The sequence below is a fragment of the Shewanella sp. SW32 genome (assembly GCF_025653365.1).
Taxonomy (GTDB): Bacteria; Pseudomonadota; Gammaproteobacteria; order Enterobacterales; family Shewanellaceae; genus Shewanella; species Shewanella oncorhynchi.
Genome location: NZ_JAKKSJ010000043.1, coordinates 23,557 through 39,925 on the forward strand (window position 1 = coordinate 23,557; position 16,369 = coordinate 39,925).

At 46.5% G+C, this 16,369-nt stretch carries 14 protein-coding genes and 1 pseudogene; 5 read left to right on the top strand and 10 right to left on the bottom strand.

The window, feature by feature from the left end; all coding sequences use genetic code 11:
* Positions 1–25 precede the first annotated feature (25 nt).
* Both L5M28_RS20270 and L5M28_RS20275 read left to right on the top strand, forming a co-directional pair.
* Complete coding sequence (locus tag L5M28_RS20270) at positions 26–259, top strand: hypothetical protein (protein ID WP_011787794.1); 234 nt, start codon at positions 26–28, stop codon at positions 257–259.
* A gap of 46 nt (positions 260–305) precedes the next feature.
* Entirely contained in the window at positions 306–1,247 is a 942-nt protein-coding gene (locus L5M28_RS20275) for a DUF4424 domain-containing protein (RefSeq protein ID WP_263197545.1), read from the top strand.
* Positions 1,248–1,300: 53 nt separating this feature from the next.
* On the opposite strand, the gene L5M28_RS20280 is transcribed toward L5M28_RS20275, so the two are convergent.
* Positions 1,301–3,301: a ligand-gated channel protein gene (locus L5M28_RS20280; RefSeq protein ID WP_263197547.1), complete on the bottom strand. Its 2,001-nt coding sequence runs from the start codon at positions 3,299–3,301 to the stop codon at positions 1,301–1,303.
* A 125-nt stretch (positions 3,302–3,426) separates the two neighbouring features.
* Between L5M28_RS20280 and L5M28_RS20285 the strand changes: the two genes are divergently transcribed.
* Positions 3,427–4,383, top strand: a complete 957-nt coding sequence (locus tag L5M28_RS20285) for a LysR family transcriptional regulator (RefSeq protein ID WP_263204264.1) — start codon at positions 3,427–3,429, stop codon at positions 4,381–4,383.
* Positions 4,384–4,394: 11 nt separating this feature from the next.
* Here the strand turns inward: L5M28_RS20285 and L5M28_RS20290 are convergent, their stop codons facing one another.
* The 3 genes from L5M28_RS20290 to L5M28_RS20300 form a co-directional block, all read right to left on the bottom strand.
* Positions 4,395–5,180: a hypothetical protein gene (locus L5M28_RS20290; protein WP_263204265.1), complete on the bottom strand. Its 786-nt coding sequence runs from the start codon at positions 5,178–5,180 to the stop codon at positions 4,395–4,397.
* A gap of 300 nt (positions 5,181–5,480) precedes the next feature.
* A complete protein-coding gene (locus L5M28_RS20295; RefSeq protein ID WP_212599558.1) occupies positions 5,481–6,419 on the bottom strand; it encodes a LysR family transcriptional regulator in 939 nt (312 codons plus the stop codon).
* Between the two features lie 28 nt (positions 6,420–6,447).
* Entirely contained in the window at positions 6,448–7,305 is an 858-nt protein-coding gene (locus L5M28_RS20300) for a DMT family transporter (protein ID WP_263204266.1), read from the bottom strand.
* A 193-nt stretch (positions 7,306–7,498) separates the two neighbouring features.
* Between L5M28_RS20300 and trmL the strand changes: the two genes are divergently transcribed.
* Positions 7,499–7,963 carry a tRNA (uridine(34)/cytosine(34)/5-carboxymethylaminomethyluridine(34)-2'-O)-methyltransferase TrmL gene (trmL, locus tag L5M28_RS20305; RefSeq protein ID WP_263204267.1) on the top strand — a complete coding sequence of 155 codons (465 nt, stop codon included), beginning with the start codon at positions 7,499–7,501 and terminating at the stop codon, positions 7,961–7,963.
* A gap of 29 nt (positions 7,964–7,992) precedes the next feature.
* On the opposite strand, the gene L5M28_RS20310 is transcribed toward trmL, so the two are convergent.
* The gene (locus L5M28_RS20310; RefSeq protein WP_263204268.1) at positions 7,993–8,544 is read right to left on the bottom strand and encodes a hypothetical protein; all 552 of its coding nucleotides are present in this window, start codon (positions 8,542–8,544) and stop codon (positions 7,993–7,995) included.
* Positions 8,545–8,756: 212 nt separating this feature from the next.
* Here L5M28_RS20310 and L5M28_RS20315 point away from each other — a divergent pair, with 212 nt between their 5' ends.
* On the top strand, positions 8,757–10,784 hold the full coding sequence (locus L5M28_RS20315) for an alpha/beta hydrolase family protein (RefSeq protein ID WP_263204269.1): 2,028 nt from the start codon (positions 8,757–8,759) through the stop codon (positions 10,782–10,784).
* Positions 10,785–10,872: 88 nt separating this feature from the next.
* Here the strand turns inward: L5M28_RS20315 and L5M28_RS20320 are convergent, their stop codons facing one another.
* The 5 genes and pseudogenes from L5M28_RS20320 to L5M28_RS20340 all read right to left on the bottom strand — a co-directional run.
* Positions 10,873–12,336: a M16 family metallopeptidase gene (locus L5M28_RS20320; RefSeq protein ID WP_411569189.1), complete on the bottom strand. Its 1,464-nt coding sequence runs from the start codon at positions 12,334–12,336 to the stop codon at positions 10,873–10,875.
* An 11-nt stretch (positions 12,337–12,347) separates the two neighbouring features.
* Entirely contained in the window at positions 12,348–13,679 is a 1,332-nt protein-coding gene (locus tag L5M28_RS20325) for a M16 family metallopeptidase (protein ID WP_263204271.1), read from the bottom strand.
* 137 nt (positions 13,680–13,816) lie between these two features.
* A complete protein-coding gene (locus L5M28_RS20330; protein ID WP_263204272.1) occupies positions 13,817–15,217 on the bottom strand; it encodes an amidohydrolase in 1,401 nt (466 codons plus the stop codon).
* Between the two features lie 632 nt (positions 15,218–15,849).
* Entirely contained in the window at positions 15,850–16,146 is a 297-nt protein-coding gene (locus L5M28_RS20335) for a hypothetical protein (protein WP_263204273.1), read from the bottom strand.
* Positions 16,143–16,369 (bottom strand): annotated as a pseudogene (locus L5M28_RS20340) (ISAs1 family transposase); the annotation flags it as partial. The pseudogene L5M28_RS20340 and the gene L5M28_RS20335, both read right to left, overlap by 4 nt.

A 16,369-nucleotide genomic window follows, 5' to 3' on the forward strand; every position in this document is an offset into this window, starting at 1 on the left:
TCCCAACAATAAAGGAGTATTCGTTATGGGTTTTAATGAACAAGAAAAACAAGCCTTATTAGCACTCAAAGGCGTTGGCCCGACGGTAATTAAACGCTTCGAAGAAATTGGCATCAGCTCACTGCAACAACTCGCCCAACACGAAGTGGATGATATTGCTAACTTAGTCGCCAGCATGCTGCGCACCACTTGCTGGAAAAATAGCCCACAAGCGCGAAATGCGATAAGTGCGGCCATCGACCTCGCCCGCGCGCAATAATCGTTCCCCATTGATACTAAAACATCCAACTAGAGTTAAGAAGTTCATGTCAGCACACTTAGCCATACCCCTTTTTGCTATAGTTTTACTCGTCTACGGAGAAACTGCCTCTGCCAACGATAGCAGTTTTGGCGATGCTAATGGCTCTATTACCTTGAAATATCAGCCTAATATCAGTATGGATAAAGAGTCCCTCTTCATCAGCGAGACCGAAGTCAGAGTCGATTATGTGTTTACCAACACCAGTTCGCAGGATCTTATCGTCCCCATCGCCTTCCCCATGCCACCGATGTTTTTTGGCTCAGCCGATCACAGCAGCATTGATAACTTCACCCTTAAAGTGAATGGCAAAACCCAGCCAACTCAGCACAGGCTTGTTGCCCAACTCGCCGATAAAACCGATATTTCAACCAAGCTGAAACAGCTTGGCTGGGGTGTAGATGAAGTCGCTTACTTTGCCGAATATGCCGAAGTCCCCAAGGGTAAACCCGCACTCCCCAAGCAATGGTTGGATGAGAACCAACAAATCGCCTTTACCCTAAGTGATTACTTTGTGTGGGAACAAACCTTTCCCGCGGGCCAATCTGTCGCTATCAGCCATAGCTACACGCCAAGCATCTCAACGGGCATCCCCGATACTGCCAGTAGTATTATTGATACTTACACTGAACTGGCCTGTTTAGATGAAAACGCCAAGCAAGGCATTAGGAAGCGCAACCTTATCGTTAAACAAGACGGTGAAGATCAGGAGATTGGCGTCGAATGGAGCCATCTTAGCTATATTTTGGTCACAGCTAATAACTGGCAAGGGTCAATTAAGGACTTCAAACTCACCCTAAAAAAATCCCAGCCCACAGATCTCATTAGCTTGTGTTTTGATGGCGAGCTTAAAAAAACTGACCCACTCACCTTTGAGTTCCAGCAAAAACAGTTCACGCCAAAGCAAGATCTCAGCGTCCTGTTTATTCGTAAACCGAATTTTGAATAATCAAAAAAGAAGCCAGCTAAGTGCTGGCTTCTTTATAACTCGCTATTTTTAATTTAAAAACTATAGGTCATACCTAACCAGTAACGGCGGCCATCTTCGATATAACCGTATTCTTCTTGGGTAATTTCCTTATCGAAGGCGTTATAAATGCCCGCACTAAATTTCAGGCTATCGTTCAACTGGTAGTTAGCCCCCAAATCCAGCAGAGTATAAGAAGGGGCGATTAAACTGCTCGATGAAGGTCCTGTCGTCGGTTGGCTCTCTTCGCCACGGTAGTTCACCCTCAACCAAGTGCTTAAATTATCAATAGGCTCGTAGTTGAAAGACGCTTGGATCAAATGCTTAGGCAATTGATTCAATGGGCTACCTTTATAAACACCTGTCTTTTGCTCCGAATCCGTATAGGTATAGTTACCTGTCAAACTCAAGTTCGAGCGAATGCGATAGTCGATACTCAGTTCAATCCCTTGGGTCACAGCTTCGTCGACGTTCACATAAGTCGTCGGATTAGAACCAAATTGATTTGGACCATCGGTACATTGAGTCGCAGGACAAGCTACACGGGTGATCTTGTCATTAAACTCGTTATAGAACACACCCGCGCTGGCGGTAATGCTCTCGGTCAGATCAGAATACAAACCTAACTCATAGTTAACTGAAGTTTCAGGTTGTAAATCTGGATTACCGTACATGTTGCCACCGCGGCTAACTTGTCCCCAGTCGGGCACTGTCTGGCGTAAACTCGGCGCCCTAAACCCTGTTGATACACCGCCCTTTAAGGTGGTGCTGTCGGTTAATCCCCACACGCCATAAACGCGCGGACTGACATGATGACCAAAGTTTTCATCATCATCCAAACGCAGCCCCATGGTCAGAGCAAAGCTATCGACAATGCGCCATTCATCCTCTGAAAACACCGACCATTGTTTGCGACTAATATCAGTTAAGTCACTCACTTGGTTACCTGTTTCGTCGGTGAGATCTTGATGGTTGAATGCTGCGCCAAAGGTCGCTGTATGACTTTGGCCTAACGTAGTGATAAGGCTAGATTGCGCATCCGTGTTAGTGATTTTCATCTTACGGGATTTATTATCAAACACTTCATGCTTGATATAGCTATCCGAAGTACCAAAGTCCCAACGACCTGTATGTGAAAGGGAGAAGGTGCTGTTTTCATATTCTGTCGTTGAAGATTCAGGGCAACCGCGACGACCACAGGCTTCGCCCGGTGCTAACGGTGTGACGGTTTTACCTAAACTGCTGTCGAGTTCTTGGTTAGAAGTACCAACTTCAAACATGATATCGTGATTTTCATTGGGTGTGAGCGCAAACCTCGCGGTCAAGTTAGTCGCATCGCGACCTCGGTAACCACCATAGATTTGATCTTCTTCACGCTGGGTATATTGACCATAAAGTTGCATCCCTAGCAGATCTTTGATCAAACCACCGTTGACGAAAAAGTTGCCTTGATACACATTTCCCGAGTCAGATTTTTCCTGCAAAGTGCTGTCGAGTCGCACCTCACCCTGCCACTCGTTTGGCACTTTGCGAGTGATAATGTTAATTACCCCACCAATGGCATCCGAACCATAAAGTGATGACATAGGCCCGCGAACGATCTCAATTCTATCGATAGCAGCCAATGGTGGTGTCCAAGCGCCTTCAACGCCTGGGCCGTCACTGTTGGTCCGTGTCTCGCGCGAGGATTGGCGTTTACCATCCACTAAAATTAACGTGTATTGGCTACCCATGCCCCGCAGACTGATATCCTGACGGTCTGCACCGCCCGTAATCACCACGCCGGGCACTTCTAACATGGCATCGGTTAAGTCGCGGTAGAAGCGGTTATCCAGATCCTCACGGGTGATCACGCTGATAGAAGCTGGCGCATCGCGAATTTGCTGTTCAAATCCCGATGCAGTCACCACGATTCTTTCCATCATCTTTTCTTTATCTGATGCGGTATCCGCAAGGGCATTTGTTACTGGTACTGTGGGCAACAAACATAAAGCGGTGATCACTTGAGCGAGGTACTTCTTACGACTTAACAACATAACCGACAAGTCTCCATTAGAGCAAAGATTGTAAATGAGAACAATTTTCAATACGGCAATGTATCTCTATGTTACAATCAGCTCAAGTTAGACTTTAGGTATTCACTTGTAAGAGTTACTTAAAAATGAATAAAAACATGATCAAAGGGATGATCGTTTTTGCGACAATCGCAGAAAAGGGCTCAATGAGTGCCGCAGCGCAGCAATTAAATCTCAGCTCGTCGGCGGTAAGTCAGCAAGTGACCAAGCTTGAAATGGACATGGGGATCAGCCTATTCCACCGCAATACCCGCAACCTAACACTCACCGAAGCGGGCAGTTTGTTCTATGAGAATTGCCGCAAGGTCATAGCGATAGTCGAAAGCACGGAGCAGAAACTTAATAACTTGAAAGGTATTCCATCAGGGGAATTAAAGATTGCCGCGCCTATAGGATTTGGCGGCGGCCTGTTAAGCGAACCTTTTAATTACCTGTTGGCAGCACATCCACAGATAAGTTTGAATTTACTACTGCAAGATGGCCCGATAGATATAGTCAACGACGGTATCGATCTGGCGATTTGCATCGGCCCCTTATCGGATTCCAACCTAATTGCCCGCCATTTAGCCGATTGGCGTATGTTACTTTGCGCCTCACCCCATTATCTGCCAATGCATAAAAACCTTAGCCACCCAACGGAGTTAGCTGAATTAAATCGGATCTATCACACTTATGCTAAAGGCGATATCTTAACCCACGCCTTCAGCCAAGAGTGTTTTGAACTGACAAGCCAGCGAATTAGCGTCAACAATATGCAAGCGTTAATTCAACTCACACTCGATGGTCTAGGATTTGCCGCCCTGCCCGAACCTGAAGTGCACAAATACCTCGAAAGCGGCCAACTGGTCACCCTATTACCCGAATGGTCACTCAATACCTACAGTGTTTATAGCGTAACGTCGGCGCGGGATAAGCAGCCTGCAAAAGTGAAAGAAGCGCTCAATGCACTTAGCCAATACTTTAGTCAGGCAGATTTTACAGATAATTATCATAATCGTGCCCCTGCACTCAGCAATATGCTATTCGATATGAATTTAAATTGATAAAAACTAATTTACAATTCTTTATTAAGCATGTTAGCTAGAGCTTGTAAATTAATAGGTGTCACTTTTATAATACCTTTCCCTGGAGCGTCTATTTCAGCAATCATCAAGAATGATAATGAAATCATTGCAGGTAAGATAAATAACAAACCTAACTTCCCTTTAACTTTCCTTGCATTATAACCAATCAATATATTGCAATTAATTGCAATAACCACCAATAAAATCCAAGCTGCTAATGGAATTTGATGACGCCATCCAGCAAAGGTTTTCTGTTGAGCGAGTACAATTTCGTTAATACTGGCAATCACTAATGAGGTCACAGGAGTTTGTTTCTGGGTAGTTTCATGCACCGCTGTTTCCCATAATACTTTCTGCAAATTCAACACTTTCATCCTAATAAAGTCAATACCTTCAGGCGATTGTGCATCATAAATATTAATTCGTTGCTGTAAATATTCTCGTAGTGTGGCCTTCATTAAATCACGGCTCGATTCAGTCAATAAATCTGCTCGCATAAAACCAGTACGAATAACAAAAGCCTCATACTCTTCCGCTGCCTGCCGACTATTGAAGCCACTTATTGACATCGATAACGTAAAACCAATAATTAAACCAAGAAGAGATAAAGTAGCTCCTAGTATTACTCTAAAATCTTCATCGCCCTCATTATTACTAACGCCCTTCCTACCGATAACTTTTTTCCCAATCCAAGCGGACAGAAATAGCACTATAAATGAACCTAAAAACAATCCAATTGAATATAAAGTTAAACCAAAAAATTGAATATCAAGCAAAGTTTCAACCTATTTAATCATAATAAAACTTAAACCTATTTAATAAAAAAAGAGAACCATCTCTTCTAAATAAATTATAGGCCTTCGAAAATTACCTTCGAGAAGTTTAGCCCCGAGGTCCCTAGCTATAAATTTAACCAACTCGCAAAGGTGGTGCTCTGGCATTATATTTACTTATCTATTATTTACAGTAGTCAAAATCCAATTAAGATATTTCCTACAAAAAAACAAGATGCCACTGGGACGATGAACTTAAATCAATCATTAAAAACAGGGAGGGAAACGATACAAGATATTAATTTATAATGATAAATTATTATCTCGCACTTGACTAATAATCAACTCTCGCAGCCATTTATGGCTCAAGTCGTGTTCGAAGTGTTTGTGCCACATCAATAAATACGCACCGGGGATCAGCTTGATGGGTGATGGTAAAGACTGAAGCTCAAAAGACTTCATCACAGCCAAGGCATAGCGCGAAGGTGCGCAGAGGATCAAATCGCTCTGTTCACACAGGGTGAGAGCACTCTGAAAGTCGGTCATATTCACGGCAATATCCCGCTGACGGCCCTCGAGTTGCAACACATCATCCAGCAACCAATGCTCTAAACCGCCAAAGGCCACTTGCAGATGGCGATAACTCAAGAAGGTATCTAAATTCCATTCTTGTGTTAACGCCGGATGATCACGACGCATCAAACACACGGGATAATCCTGCACTAACTCAACATGGCATAAGTCATCGGGAATATTATTCACATGCATGGGCGAGCGCTCATCCCACTCGCGGCAACCTATGGCTAAGTCGATGTCGCAGCGCAGTAATCTGTCCATGGTATCGAGTCGCCACGTTTGGCAATTGAGACTCACACCGGGCGCTTGAGTGAGCAACATGGGCATAAAATGAGGAAAGGTCAGTGAATAGGTGGTTTCGACCAAATGCATTCTAAACTGTCGTTGGCTCAAGGCGGGTTCGAAGGTGTCCGGCCGAGTAAATTGCGCCAATTGCTGTAAGCATTGGCGCAACTCAGGCGCGAGTGACAAAGCCTTGGGTGTCGGTTTTAGGCCGTAGGCGGTACGCTCAAATAAAGGATCATCAAATACTTCCCTCAGACGTGTGAGCTGTTTACTCACCGCCGACTGGCTCAAATGCAACCGCGCAGCTGCAGCGGTCACGCTTTGTTCCTCAAGTAGGATTTCGAGTACGGGCAGTAAATTCAGATCCAAACGTTTTAGCATCTATGCCTCATTCACCCCAAAATAATGACTAGGGTTGCACTTTTTTAAATGGATTTAACCTTAAATTCTGTGGCAATTTCATCAATAACAGCGACAGTAATATCACACCTATCCCCGCCCACTGACGCATGTCTAAAGTTTCCCCCACAATCATGACCCCTAATGATACGGCAACCACAGGGTTGACTAAAGCGACCATACCCATGATTTCTGGCCCTAAGTTTCGCATCGACCACAGCCAAGCCCAATAGGCAACGGCGGTGTTGGCAATCACTAGCCATATCAGTGAAGGTACAAGCGTCATACTCGGTAGCTGCGGTGGCCCAGCCATAAACCAAGCCAGTGGGATCAGCATCAAACCGCCCAATAATAGCTGCCACGCGGTCAGCACTAAAAAGTCACCCACATCCCACTTTTGCATCCAGCGAGAAGAAAAGGCAATTAACGTCGTGGCACTCAGCATGCAAAGTACGCCGATAGGATCGAGATCTGCCGAAGGGTTAAGCAGTAAAATGACCCCACCTAATCCCATCAAACCTAATAATAACCACTTCATTCCTGGGCGTTTTTTATCAATCACCCAAGCTAAAATTAAGAAAATTAACGGCAGCGTCGCCCCTAAGGTACCCGCCACTGCGCCCGGTAAACGATACGCGCCGATAAATAACAAGGTGAAGAAGGCGCCGATATTACAAAAAGCCAGCAAACCGAGCCTTGACCACACCAGCGTTGGCAAGCGAGGACGCAGCATCAACATCAGAATCCCCGCAGGCAGCGCGCGCCACACAGCCACCCAATAGGGCGACATATCATGTAAGTAGAGACTCACTAACGCATAGGTCGTCCCCCAAAATACAGGGGCGAGTAACGCAATAATAAAGGGCATAATGACTTCTTAAAAAGTATCTTGATGTTGAGATATATTACTTTGAGATAATAAAACAGGCAAGCCTTGAGATAACAATTCCACCGATTACAACCTCTATTGCATGAACTTAGCCAAATCCACTCACAACAGACACTGCGCTTGGGCACCGTTTGCCGTATAATCGGCCGTCATTTTCTACAGGCGGGCCAGTATGTTCCATATCGCACTCTATGAGCCAGAAATCGCACCTAACACAGGTAATATCATTCGCCTTTGCGCAAACAATGGCTGCCAGCTGCATTTGATTGAGCCATTAGGTTTTGATCTAGAAGAGAAAAAGCTACGCCGCGCGGGTTTGGACTATGCCGACTTAACCAATGTGACTCGCCATAAAGATTTCGATACTTTCCTCGAAGCCATGACGGGCAAGCGCATTATGGCCTGCACCACTAAGGGGAGTCGCCCGCATACTGAGCTGAGTTTTGCCAAAGACGATGTGCTGCTATTCGGCCCAGAAACCCGAGGTTTACCGATGGCGATTATCGAATCCATCCCCACTGAGCAGAGACTACGCATCCCCATGGCGGCCACCAGCCGTAGCTTGAATCTGTCTAATGCGGTGGCGATTATCAGCTATGAAGCGTGGCGTCAGCTTGGGTTTGAAGGCGCGGTTTAAGCGCTATCGAAGGTAAATCGGATTGGCGACTAAGGAGATGGCGCGACTGGCGTCATCTCTATCCCGCGAAAAAGCTGATAGCGATCAACATCATCGTCTAAATATTGAATATTCTGCGTCCATTGCCATGTGTTAGCTTGAGCACCCGCCCCCTTTACCTCAAACAGTAATTGAATTAACGCAGACCGGGCAGTCACCACGCCCTCACCCAGCAAAGAATAATCGCCATTTTGACGATATAAGCTAAAGACCTGCTGCTTCTCTTGGGACACGCCATCGTAATAGGTCAACAACACTTGCTCGCCCTGCTCCCTAAACCACCAGGTTTCACTATAGGGCGCACGCGTACCAACACTCACAGACAATAACAGCTGCCGCTTATCATGGGAGCAAAATCCGCTGACTGTCACTTTTCGTGGCGCTTCCCCCACTTTGGCGGCATCGCCCACCCATTGACCAGTAAACTGAGGGCAAAACTCACTAAAACTCACCTTAGCCGCGTGCGCAGCCAGAGGAATAGCAGCACTCAGTGCGATTATCACTCCCCATAATAGTCTTAATCGGTTGATTTTATTCTGCATCTACCTAGTCCTCAGCCGAAATATCACCCTAGATTAGCCTGTAATTCTGTCATCAACAAATCACAATTAGCCGACAACCATTCACAGATGCTTACACAAAGCGTCCCGCTATGGGTTATCACTCAGTTTGCTTTCATGCTCGGTTTCTATACTCTCGAATCTGCACTACAAATAAAATCATTATAACTATATGTATGATAAGGAGACTCACAGTGAAGAAGACAGGAATCTTATTGCTCTGTCTGTTGATGCCATTCGGCTCAGCATTTGCGGAGCAGGGTAAACCGCTCTCGGTGGAATTGCTCTGGCAACTTAAGCGTATTGGTAGCCCAGTCGTATCGCCCTCTGGTGAGCATATTATTGCGCCAGTCACAGAATATGATCTGAAGGAAGATAAAGGTTCGACCCAGTTATGGCGTTTTGATGGCGAAGGTAAAAATAATCGTGCTATTACAGTCAAAGGGTTAAAGGTGAGCGAGCCAGTGTTTTCGCCCGACGGCAAAACCTTAGCCTTTGTGAGTGAGCGAAATGAAGACGACGCAGGCCAAATCTACCTATTGCCTATGGACGGTCCGGGTGAAGCGCAACGCTTAACCGACATACCTACAGGCGTAAATGGTATTAAATGGGTTGGCAAGCATTTGTATTTCATCAGCAATGTATTCCCAAATCAAACATGGGACGAGATGAAAACCCAACTAAAAGCCGATGAGGACAATAAGGTCTCCGCTCGTCAGTGGAACGCTTTGCCCTACGCTCAGTTTGATCACTGGTTAGATGAACGTCGCCAAGCCCATGTATTTAGGCTCCCCGCTTCGGGCGGCGAAGTCGAAGCCGTGACGCAAGCACTCGGCCATGAGTTACCACGCTCGAGCCAAAGCAGTTCAAGTTACGATATTTCGCCTAATGAACGCTTAATTGCCTTCAGTACTTATGGCTCAGACAACCGTATCGACCCTAAACTGGATATTTTCCTTGCGACGATTGGCAGTGGTAAAGCAGAGAATATCACCCCAGAAAATCAAGCCGCAGATGCTGATCCCAGCTTTAGCCCCAATGGCAAAACGTTGGCTTTTACCCGTCAGAAAATCCCCGGTTTCTATGCCGATACTTCAAGGCTGATGTTACTGGATATCGATAGCCGTAAACTTAATACGCTAACACCAGAGTGGGATCGTTCGGTCAGCCAATTTAATTGGACCCCCGACAGTAAAGGCTTTTATGCCACCATCGAAGATGCCGCCACTAACCGCATTTATCATATCGATGCCAAAAACGGTAAAGTCAAAGCCATTACAGAGGCAACTGACTTTAGCCAACCCGCCATAGGTAAAGACGGTGAACTGATTGCCACCAACGAGAGCTTTTTGCACCCAGCGCGCTTGGTCAGCATTAATCCCCGCAATGGTAAGACGGTACGCCTAGAGAATTTTAATGACGATATTCTCAAAGATGTTGATTTAGGCACTTACGAATCAGTGACCTACAAGGGATATCAAGATCAAGATATTCAAATGTGGGTTCACTATCCCCCCGGATTCGATCGCAGTAAAAAATATCCACTCTTTATGCTAGTTCACGGCGGGCCACACAACGCCATTACTAACGGTTTCCATTACCGTTGGAACGCACAAACCTTCGCCTCTTGGGGATATGTCACTGCTTGGCCAAACTTCCATGGTTCTAGCGGCTTCGGACAAGCGTTTGCCGATGCGATTAACCCAGATTGGAAGAATAAATCCCTCGAAGATGTGCTCAAGGCTGCCGACTGGTTTAAACAGCAAAGCTGGATAGACAGCGACCGCATGGTGGCGGGTGGCGCAAGTTACGGTGGTTATCTGACCTCAATTATTTTAGGCCAACCACATCCCTTTAAAGCCTTGTTGATCCACGCTGCGGTTTACGACATGTATTCACAAATGGCGTCGGATTTTGCCGTGCACAGCACCCGATTTGGCAACTACTGGGATAATCCTGAGCTGTATAAAGCCATTTCTCCGCATTACTTTGCAGCTAACTTTAACACTCCGACCTTAGTCAGCCACGGTCAGCTCGACTACCGGGTACCAGTGGGACAAGGATTTGAACTGTTCCGCACCCTGCAAACTCGCAATGTGGAATCACGGATGATTTACTTCCCCGATGAAAATCATTGGGTTATGAAACCCAATAACTCTATCTATTGGTATAACCAAGTGAAGGATTGGATGACCCATTATGCTAAGCCGGGTGGACAATAAACGCTGCATCTAGCACCAAGAACAGAAAAGCAAAAGGTCTGCACTATGCAGACCTTTTCTTTATTGAATCAAGCCTCGCAATGATGGCTTATTGGCCAAATCCCGTGGCTTTAATATCGACAGTTTGCACTTTGCCGTACTTAGCGGCAATAGGTGCAATCTTAGCCGCATTGCCAATCAGCACAAATTGCAGATCTTTTTGCGGGAAGTAAGTTTTCACTAACCTTTGGGTTTCTTCTAAGGTCAAACCATCCACCTTAGCTTGGAACTCATTGATAAACTTATCATCGAAACCGTACAGATACATGCCAGACAACAATCCCGCCAGCTGCCCTGAGGTTTCAAACTGAGGCGGGAACTGACCCTTAACATAGGCTTTAGCCGAATCTAAAGTCGCTTGGTCTACACCTTTTTCCCATAAACGTGCATAGGTTTTTAAGGCTAAATCCATCGCTTCTTGAGTGGTTTCCGTCTTAGTGAAAGTGCTGATAGTAAACACACCCGAGTCGGTATAAGGACTAAAACCTGAGCGCGCGCCATAGGTTAGCCCCGCGTTCACCCGCAGCTCGTCGTTAAGCCAAGAGGTGAAGCGACCACCTAAAATAGTGTTCACTACCGTTAAACCTACATAGTCTGGATTGTCACGACTAATGCCTAAGCCCCCAATCACAAAAGTAGTTTCGATTGCATCGGGTTTATCCACCAACAAGACTTTGGCCTCGGTCAACTGAGGCAAACCTTGGTTTAAATCAGGCTGCACCAGTTTTTCGCTGCCCTGCCACTGACCAAAGGTTTGCGTCAGCTTGGCTTTCATCGTCGCCACATCAAAGTCACCCACGACAGTTATCGCGGTATTGGAAGGCTGATAGTAACTCTTATGGAAGGCGCGCAGCTGCGACACTGTCACTTGCTCCAGTGAGTCACTGTTACCCGAAGCCGCATTGCCATAAGGATGTGCACCAAATATGAGCTTATCGAAGTAGCGACCAATCACAGCCCGCGGGCTTTCTTTATCCTGCTGCAGCCCAGCAATCGCGCGCTGTTTGAGTTTATCGAACTCGGCGGCATCGAAGTCTGGTGTTAACATCGCCGCGCTAAATAAGCCCAGCATCAAGTCAATGTCCTTCGCCATAAAGTCAGCACTCAGATAACTGCCTTCCTTATCCGCTTCGGCCACTAAGCTTGCACCGAGAAAATCCACTTGCTGCTCGATATCCGCCTTAGATTTCCCCGCCGCACCTAACAGCAAGCCTTCTGCTGTCATTTGTGCCACGCCTGCGGTGGTGTCATTCACTGCACCGGCGCGTACCACGGCATTTAAGGTAATTAACGGCACTTCGCGCTGCGGCATTAAGTACACAGTTAAGCCGTTATCTAACACAAACTTATCGTAACTTGGCATCGCAAAGCTGCCAGTATCGACCCGCTTTGGTGCCGATGTCGCCGTGCAGCCCGCTATGACTAAGCTTGTGCCTAAAGCCAATGCGGCCATTAACTTAGACGGTTTCCCAAGTGATGCCATCTTAAGTGATTTCACTGCTGTCGATTTCATTGTCATCGATTTCATTGAGAGGACTCCTCAGTTGCCGCCAGCACAGCCACAGTGCGATTCGATTTACGTAAGTAGGTTTGGGCAACTCGTTGAATATCCGCAGGCGTCACCTTGTTATAGGCTTCAGGTGCATTAAATAACTTGTCGTAATTGCCAAAATACATCTCATAGGTGCCTATGGTATTAGCCTTACCATTAATGGTTTCCATCGAGCGATAAAAATCCATCAACTTAATATTTTTAACTTTATCTAGCTCTTGCTGAGTAATGCCAGTTGTCGCAATCGCATCGATTTGCTCAATCAGCGCATGCTCCAGCGTCAAGGCTTTCACCTCAGGTGTAGCAACACCCATCACATAGAAGAGGTTAGGATCGACCGACATCGGCATGTAGGTTTGCGCTTCTAAGGCCACTTGTTTATCAACCAATGATTGATATAAACGCGAGCTATTACCTTGGCTTAGAATCGAGCTTAATAAATCCAGCGCATAAAAATCCGCATGAGTTGCCGCCGGAATATGGTACGCCAACATCACATTAGGTGTGCTGACCGACGCCTTTTGCACAAAGGTACGGCGCTCGCCCTTTTGCTCAGGCTCGACGGTGCGAATCGCTTTAGGCGGAGTTTGTGCCGGAATAGGCGCAAAGTACTTGTCTGCCAAGGCTTTTACTTGGGCAAGCTTTACATCGCCCGCAATCACGACCACGGCATTGTTCGGCGCGTAATAGGTTTTATGGTACTGGACTAAATCTTCCAGCGACCAAGCGGCGATATCCGACTCGTGACCGATCACCGACCAAGAATAAGGGTGGGCTAAAAATGCCACGCCTTTGATTTCGCCTTCGAGGGCATTCCAGTTAGAGTTTTCTAAGCCAGTGGAACGCTCCGACTGCACTACGCCACGTTCGCTATCGACCATGGCTTGGTTGATATCTAAGTTAGCGATGCGGTCAGCCTCGAGATCGAACATAGTTTCGAGCGCATTGGCGGGGAACCAATCGGTATAAACCGTCATGTCTTCAGTGGTATACGCATTGTTCGCGCCACCGGCGGCTTCCATAGTACGGTCGAACATTTTTGGGCCGTACTTTTTCGAACCGTTGAACATCATGTGTTCGAAAAAGTGCGAAATACCGGTAATGCCGGGCACTTCGTTACGTGAACCGACCTTCCAAAATAAATACATGTTGGCATTGGGAATTGAGGCATCTTCTAGCACCATGATTTTCATGCCGTTATCTAGCGTGAAACTCTTAATGTCTTCTGCCGTGGTGGCCTGTGCTTGGCTTAGGGGGGTCAAAAGTCCCATGGCCAAAACCAGAGCCGATAGCGTGCGCTTCATCTTGTTCGCTCCTTGCTGTAAATATCCACATATAGAGGTAAATTGTTTAACAAATCAAGCGCAGGAAGCGTATCCCGCGCCGATTTTTTGTAAGCTCAAGTTATACCACTGCGCTTACGGAATAATGCATTAGCCACTTATTGGGCTTTGAGCGCCGTTAACGCCACTTTGGTCATGGCCTCAACGCCCACTTTTAGCGCGCTTTCATCCACATAAAATGCCGGCGAATGATTGCTGGCCGCCGTTTCAGGGTCCGTTCCCTTTGGCGTCACCCCGAGGAAGAAAAACATCCCCGGCGTTTCTAAGGCATAGTAAGCAAAGTCTTCGGCACCTGTGATTAACCCGGGTTCAATCAGCATCTTATCGCCCACCACGCTCGCAAGCACAGGCCGCATGCTGGCGACTAATTCAGGATTATTGACCACCACAGGATAACCTTGATGGATCTCAGTAGTCGCAGTCGCCCCTATGGTTTTCGCCGACAGCTCGGCCATTTGCGCTAAACGCACTTTGATATCGGCGCGCATGGGTTGGTCGAAGGTACGAATCGTACCAATCAGCTCGACTTCATCGGGAATAATGTTAGAGCGAATGCCACCATTTACCGCACCAAAACTCACCACAGCCGGCGCTTTAGTGATATCCACCTGACGGCTGACGATCGTTTGCACGTTAGTGATAATTTGTGCCGCGGCGACAATAGGATCGACCCCATTCCAAGGTCGTGAACCGTGGGTTTGGCTGCCTTTCACTTTGATGGTAAAAGAGTCTTCACTCGCCATTGCTGGGCCACTGCGCAGGCCAATCATGCCACTCGGCATACTCGAGGTGACATGCATACCAAATACTTGCTCGGGTTTGCGCTGAGCAAACAGCCCTTCTTTGAGCATCAATTCCGCGCCTCCCTCTTCACCCTCTGGCGCACCTTCTTCAGCGGGTTGGAAGATAAACATCACATCCCCCGCTAGGCTGTCTTTCACTTTAACCAAGTTTTCGGCCACGCCCATTAACATAGCCACATGGGTATCGTGCCCACAGGCATGCATCACACCCACTTTTTGATCGCGATAAGTGTCGGTCACCTTAGAGGCAAAAGGCACATCGACCACTTCAGTCACAGGCAGTGCATCCATATCCGCTCGAATCGCAATCAACGGACCAGGCTTCCCGCCTTTCAAAATGGCCACCACGCCCGTATGTGCAACACCCGTTTGCACTTCTAATCCTAAGGATTTCAGATGTTTTTCAATAATCTTGCTGGTGCGAAACTCACGATTAGACAACTCAGGGTGTTGATGCAAATCACGACGCCAGTCGATCACCTTTTGCTCCACACCCGCCGCCAACTTAGCCGCATCAGGCATAGCACTGGTCGCCGCTTGCGCCGAACTCAAACCCGCGGCCATAAAGCTCAAGGCGAGAGCAGAAGCGATTAAGGTCCTGGAAAAAATGGCTTTGTTTGCAGAGGATTTAAAACCAAATGCCTTTGGGATTGCTGATTTTGAAATAGCAGATGGTGATACAGAGGATAAAGTCATAGCGATAGCCTATTGTTGTTTTTATAAGCTATCTAAACTACACGGACACTGAGGAATTGTTAATAGATTTAATGATGAAGGTAAATAACACAACAGGTATTAGGGACTAAAAACCGTCAGCAATAGAGATTAAGCACTGCCACTACAGTGACTCGCAGCCAGTCCGTCCATGGATGCTCGAACGTGGCATCCATGCCACGGACGGTCACTTCCATGACAGTGCTTAATGCCGTTAATTCCGGCGTACATATTTAGCTTACTTCTCATCCACAACATCTATTAATGGATGAATCACGCAGTTCTTTAGGCGCAAATTTGCACGACCATAGGCTGATATGCATTCCCTTGTTTCGCATTGAATCAGTTCTCTAGAGATTTGATTCATCTTAAGGGGAAAAACGCCCCAGAATAGCCGCAAACTGGGCAATAGGACGTGGTTTAGCGGCTGACGTGAATCACGTCTGGGGTAGAGTGATTCACGAGCTTAGTTTGAGGCAATTCTGAGTTAGATTTTTCAACACCAAATTGCTGAGTTGCGGACTAGAGAGCATAAAAATTCCTATGTGATAGCGCCAGGAGTCCCACGCAGAGCCAGCAAAACACGCCAAAATCATTCCAAAACGTCACCTTGATTACTTTGGTAGCTGCTCATATTCAAGTTCTAATACTTTTAGCTCTCTAAGTAATTCGGTGACAATTTGGCTAACTTCAACTGATTGCGCATATATTTCGCAACCTTTTCTATGAAGTTCTTCGTTACTTATACCACTAATTTGATCACGAAAATTTTGAAAAAAGGCGTCATGTGCCAACTGATTTCGAGCGTCACATGCTTTTTTAATTTTGGCACTTAATTCCTTATTTTTGCATAATTTTCGGAAATTAGTATTTAATCGTTGAAGGCCCAGGGTGAGATTACGAGTGGTCATTTAATAACCACACTCATGCCGGCTTCAAGCACCGCATCCAAATAAGCCTCATTCATCAATGCCTGACGCTGCTTTCTTCTGATACTCATTTTTCGCTTCTCAGCGCGTAACATATTCAAACCAAAGTGTCGCATCGTGGCAAGATTAGTCGCTGCATTACCACGGTATATCTGGCACGCATCCTCACCTAAACTCACATCCAGCACCCAGTGCAACTGGTTTT

Bases quoted from the DNA above. Each gene is read 5' to 3' on its own strand.
- L5M28_RS20280 (WP_263197547.1), bottom strand. From the start codon at position 3,301: ATGTTGTTAAGTCGTAAGAAGTACCTCGCTCAAGTGATCACCGCTTTA.
- trmL (WP_263204267.1), top strand. From the start codon at position 7,499: ATGTTCCATATCGCACTCTATGAGCCAGAAATCGCACCTAACACAGGT.
- L5M28_RS20275 (WP_263197545.1), top strand. From the start codon at position 306: ATGTCAGCACACTTAGCCATACCCCTTTTTGCTATAGTTTTACTCGTC.
- L5M28_RS20300 (WP_263204266.1), bottom strand. From the start codon at position 7,305: ATGCCCTTTATTATTGCGTTACTCGCCCCTGTATTTTGGGGGACGACC.
- L5M28_RS20335 (WP_263204273.1), bottom strand. From the start codon at position 16,146: ATGACCACTCGTAATCTCACCCTGGGCCTTCAACGATTAAATACTAAT.
- L5M28_RS20320 (WP_411569189.1), bottom strand. From the start codon at position 12,336: ATGAAATCGACAGCAGTGAAATCACTTAAGATGGCATCACTTGGGAAA.
- L5M28_RS20295 (WP_212599558.1), bottom strand. From the start codon at position 6,419: ATGCTAAAACGTTTGGATCTGAATTTACTGCCCGTACTCGAAATCCTA.
- L5M28_RS20285 (WP_263204264.1), top strand. From the start codon at position 3,427: ATGAATAAAAACATGATCAAAGGGATGATCGTTTTTGCGACAATCGCA.
- L5M28_RS20325 (WP_263204271.1), bottom strand. From the start codon at position 13,679: ATGAAGCGCACGCTATCGGCTCTGGTTTTGGCCATGGGACTTTTGACC.
- L5M28_RS20270 (WP_011787794.1), top strand. From the start codon at position 26: ATGGGTTTTAATGAACAAGAAAAACAAGCCTTATTAGCACTCAAAGGC.
- L5M28_RS20310 (WP_263204268.1), bottom strand. From the start codon at position 8,544: ATGCAGAATAAAATCAACCGATTAAGACTATTATGGGGAGTGATAATC.
- L5M28_RS20330 (WP_263204272.1), bottom strand. From the start codon at position 15,217: ATGACTTTATCCTCTGTATCACCATCTGCTATTTCAAAATCAGCAATC.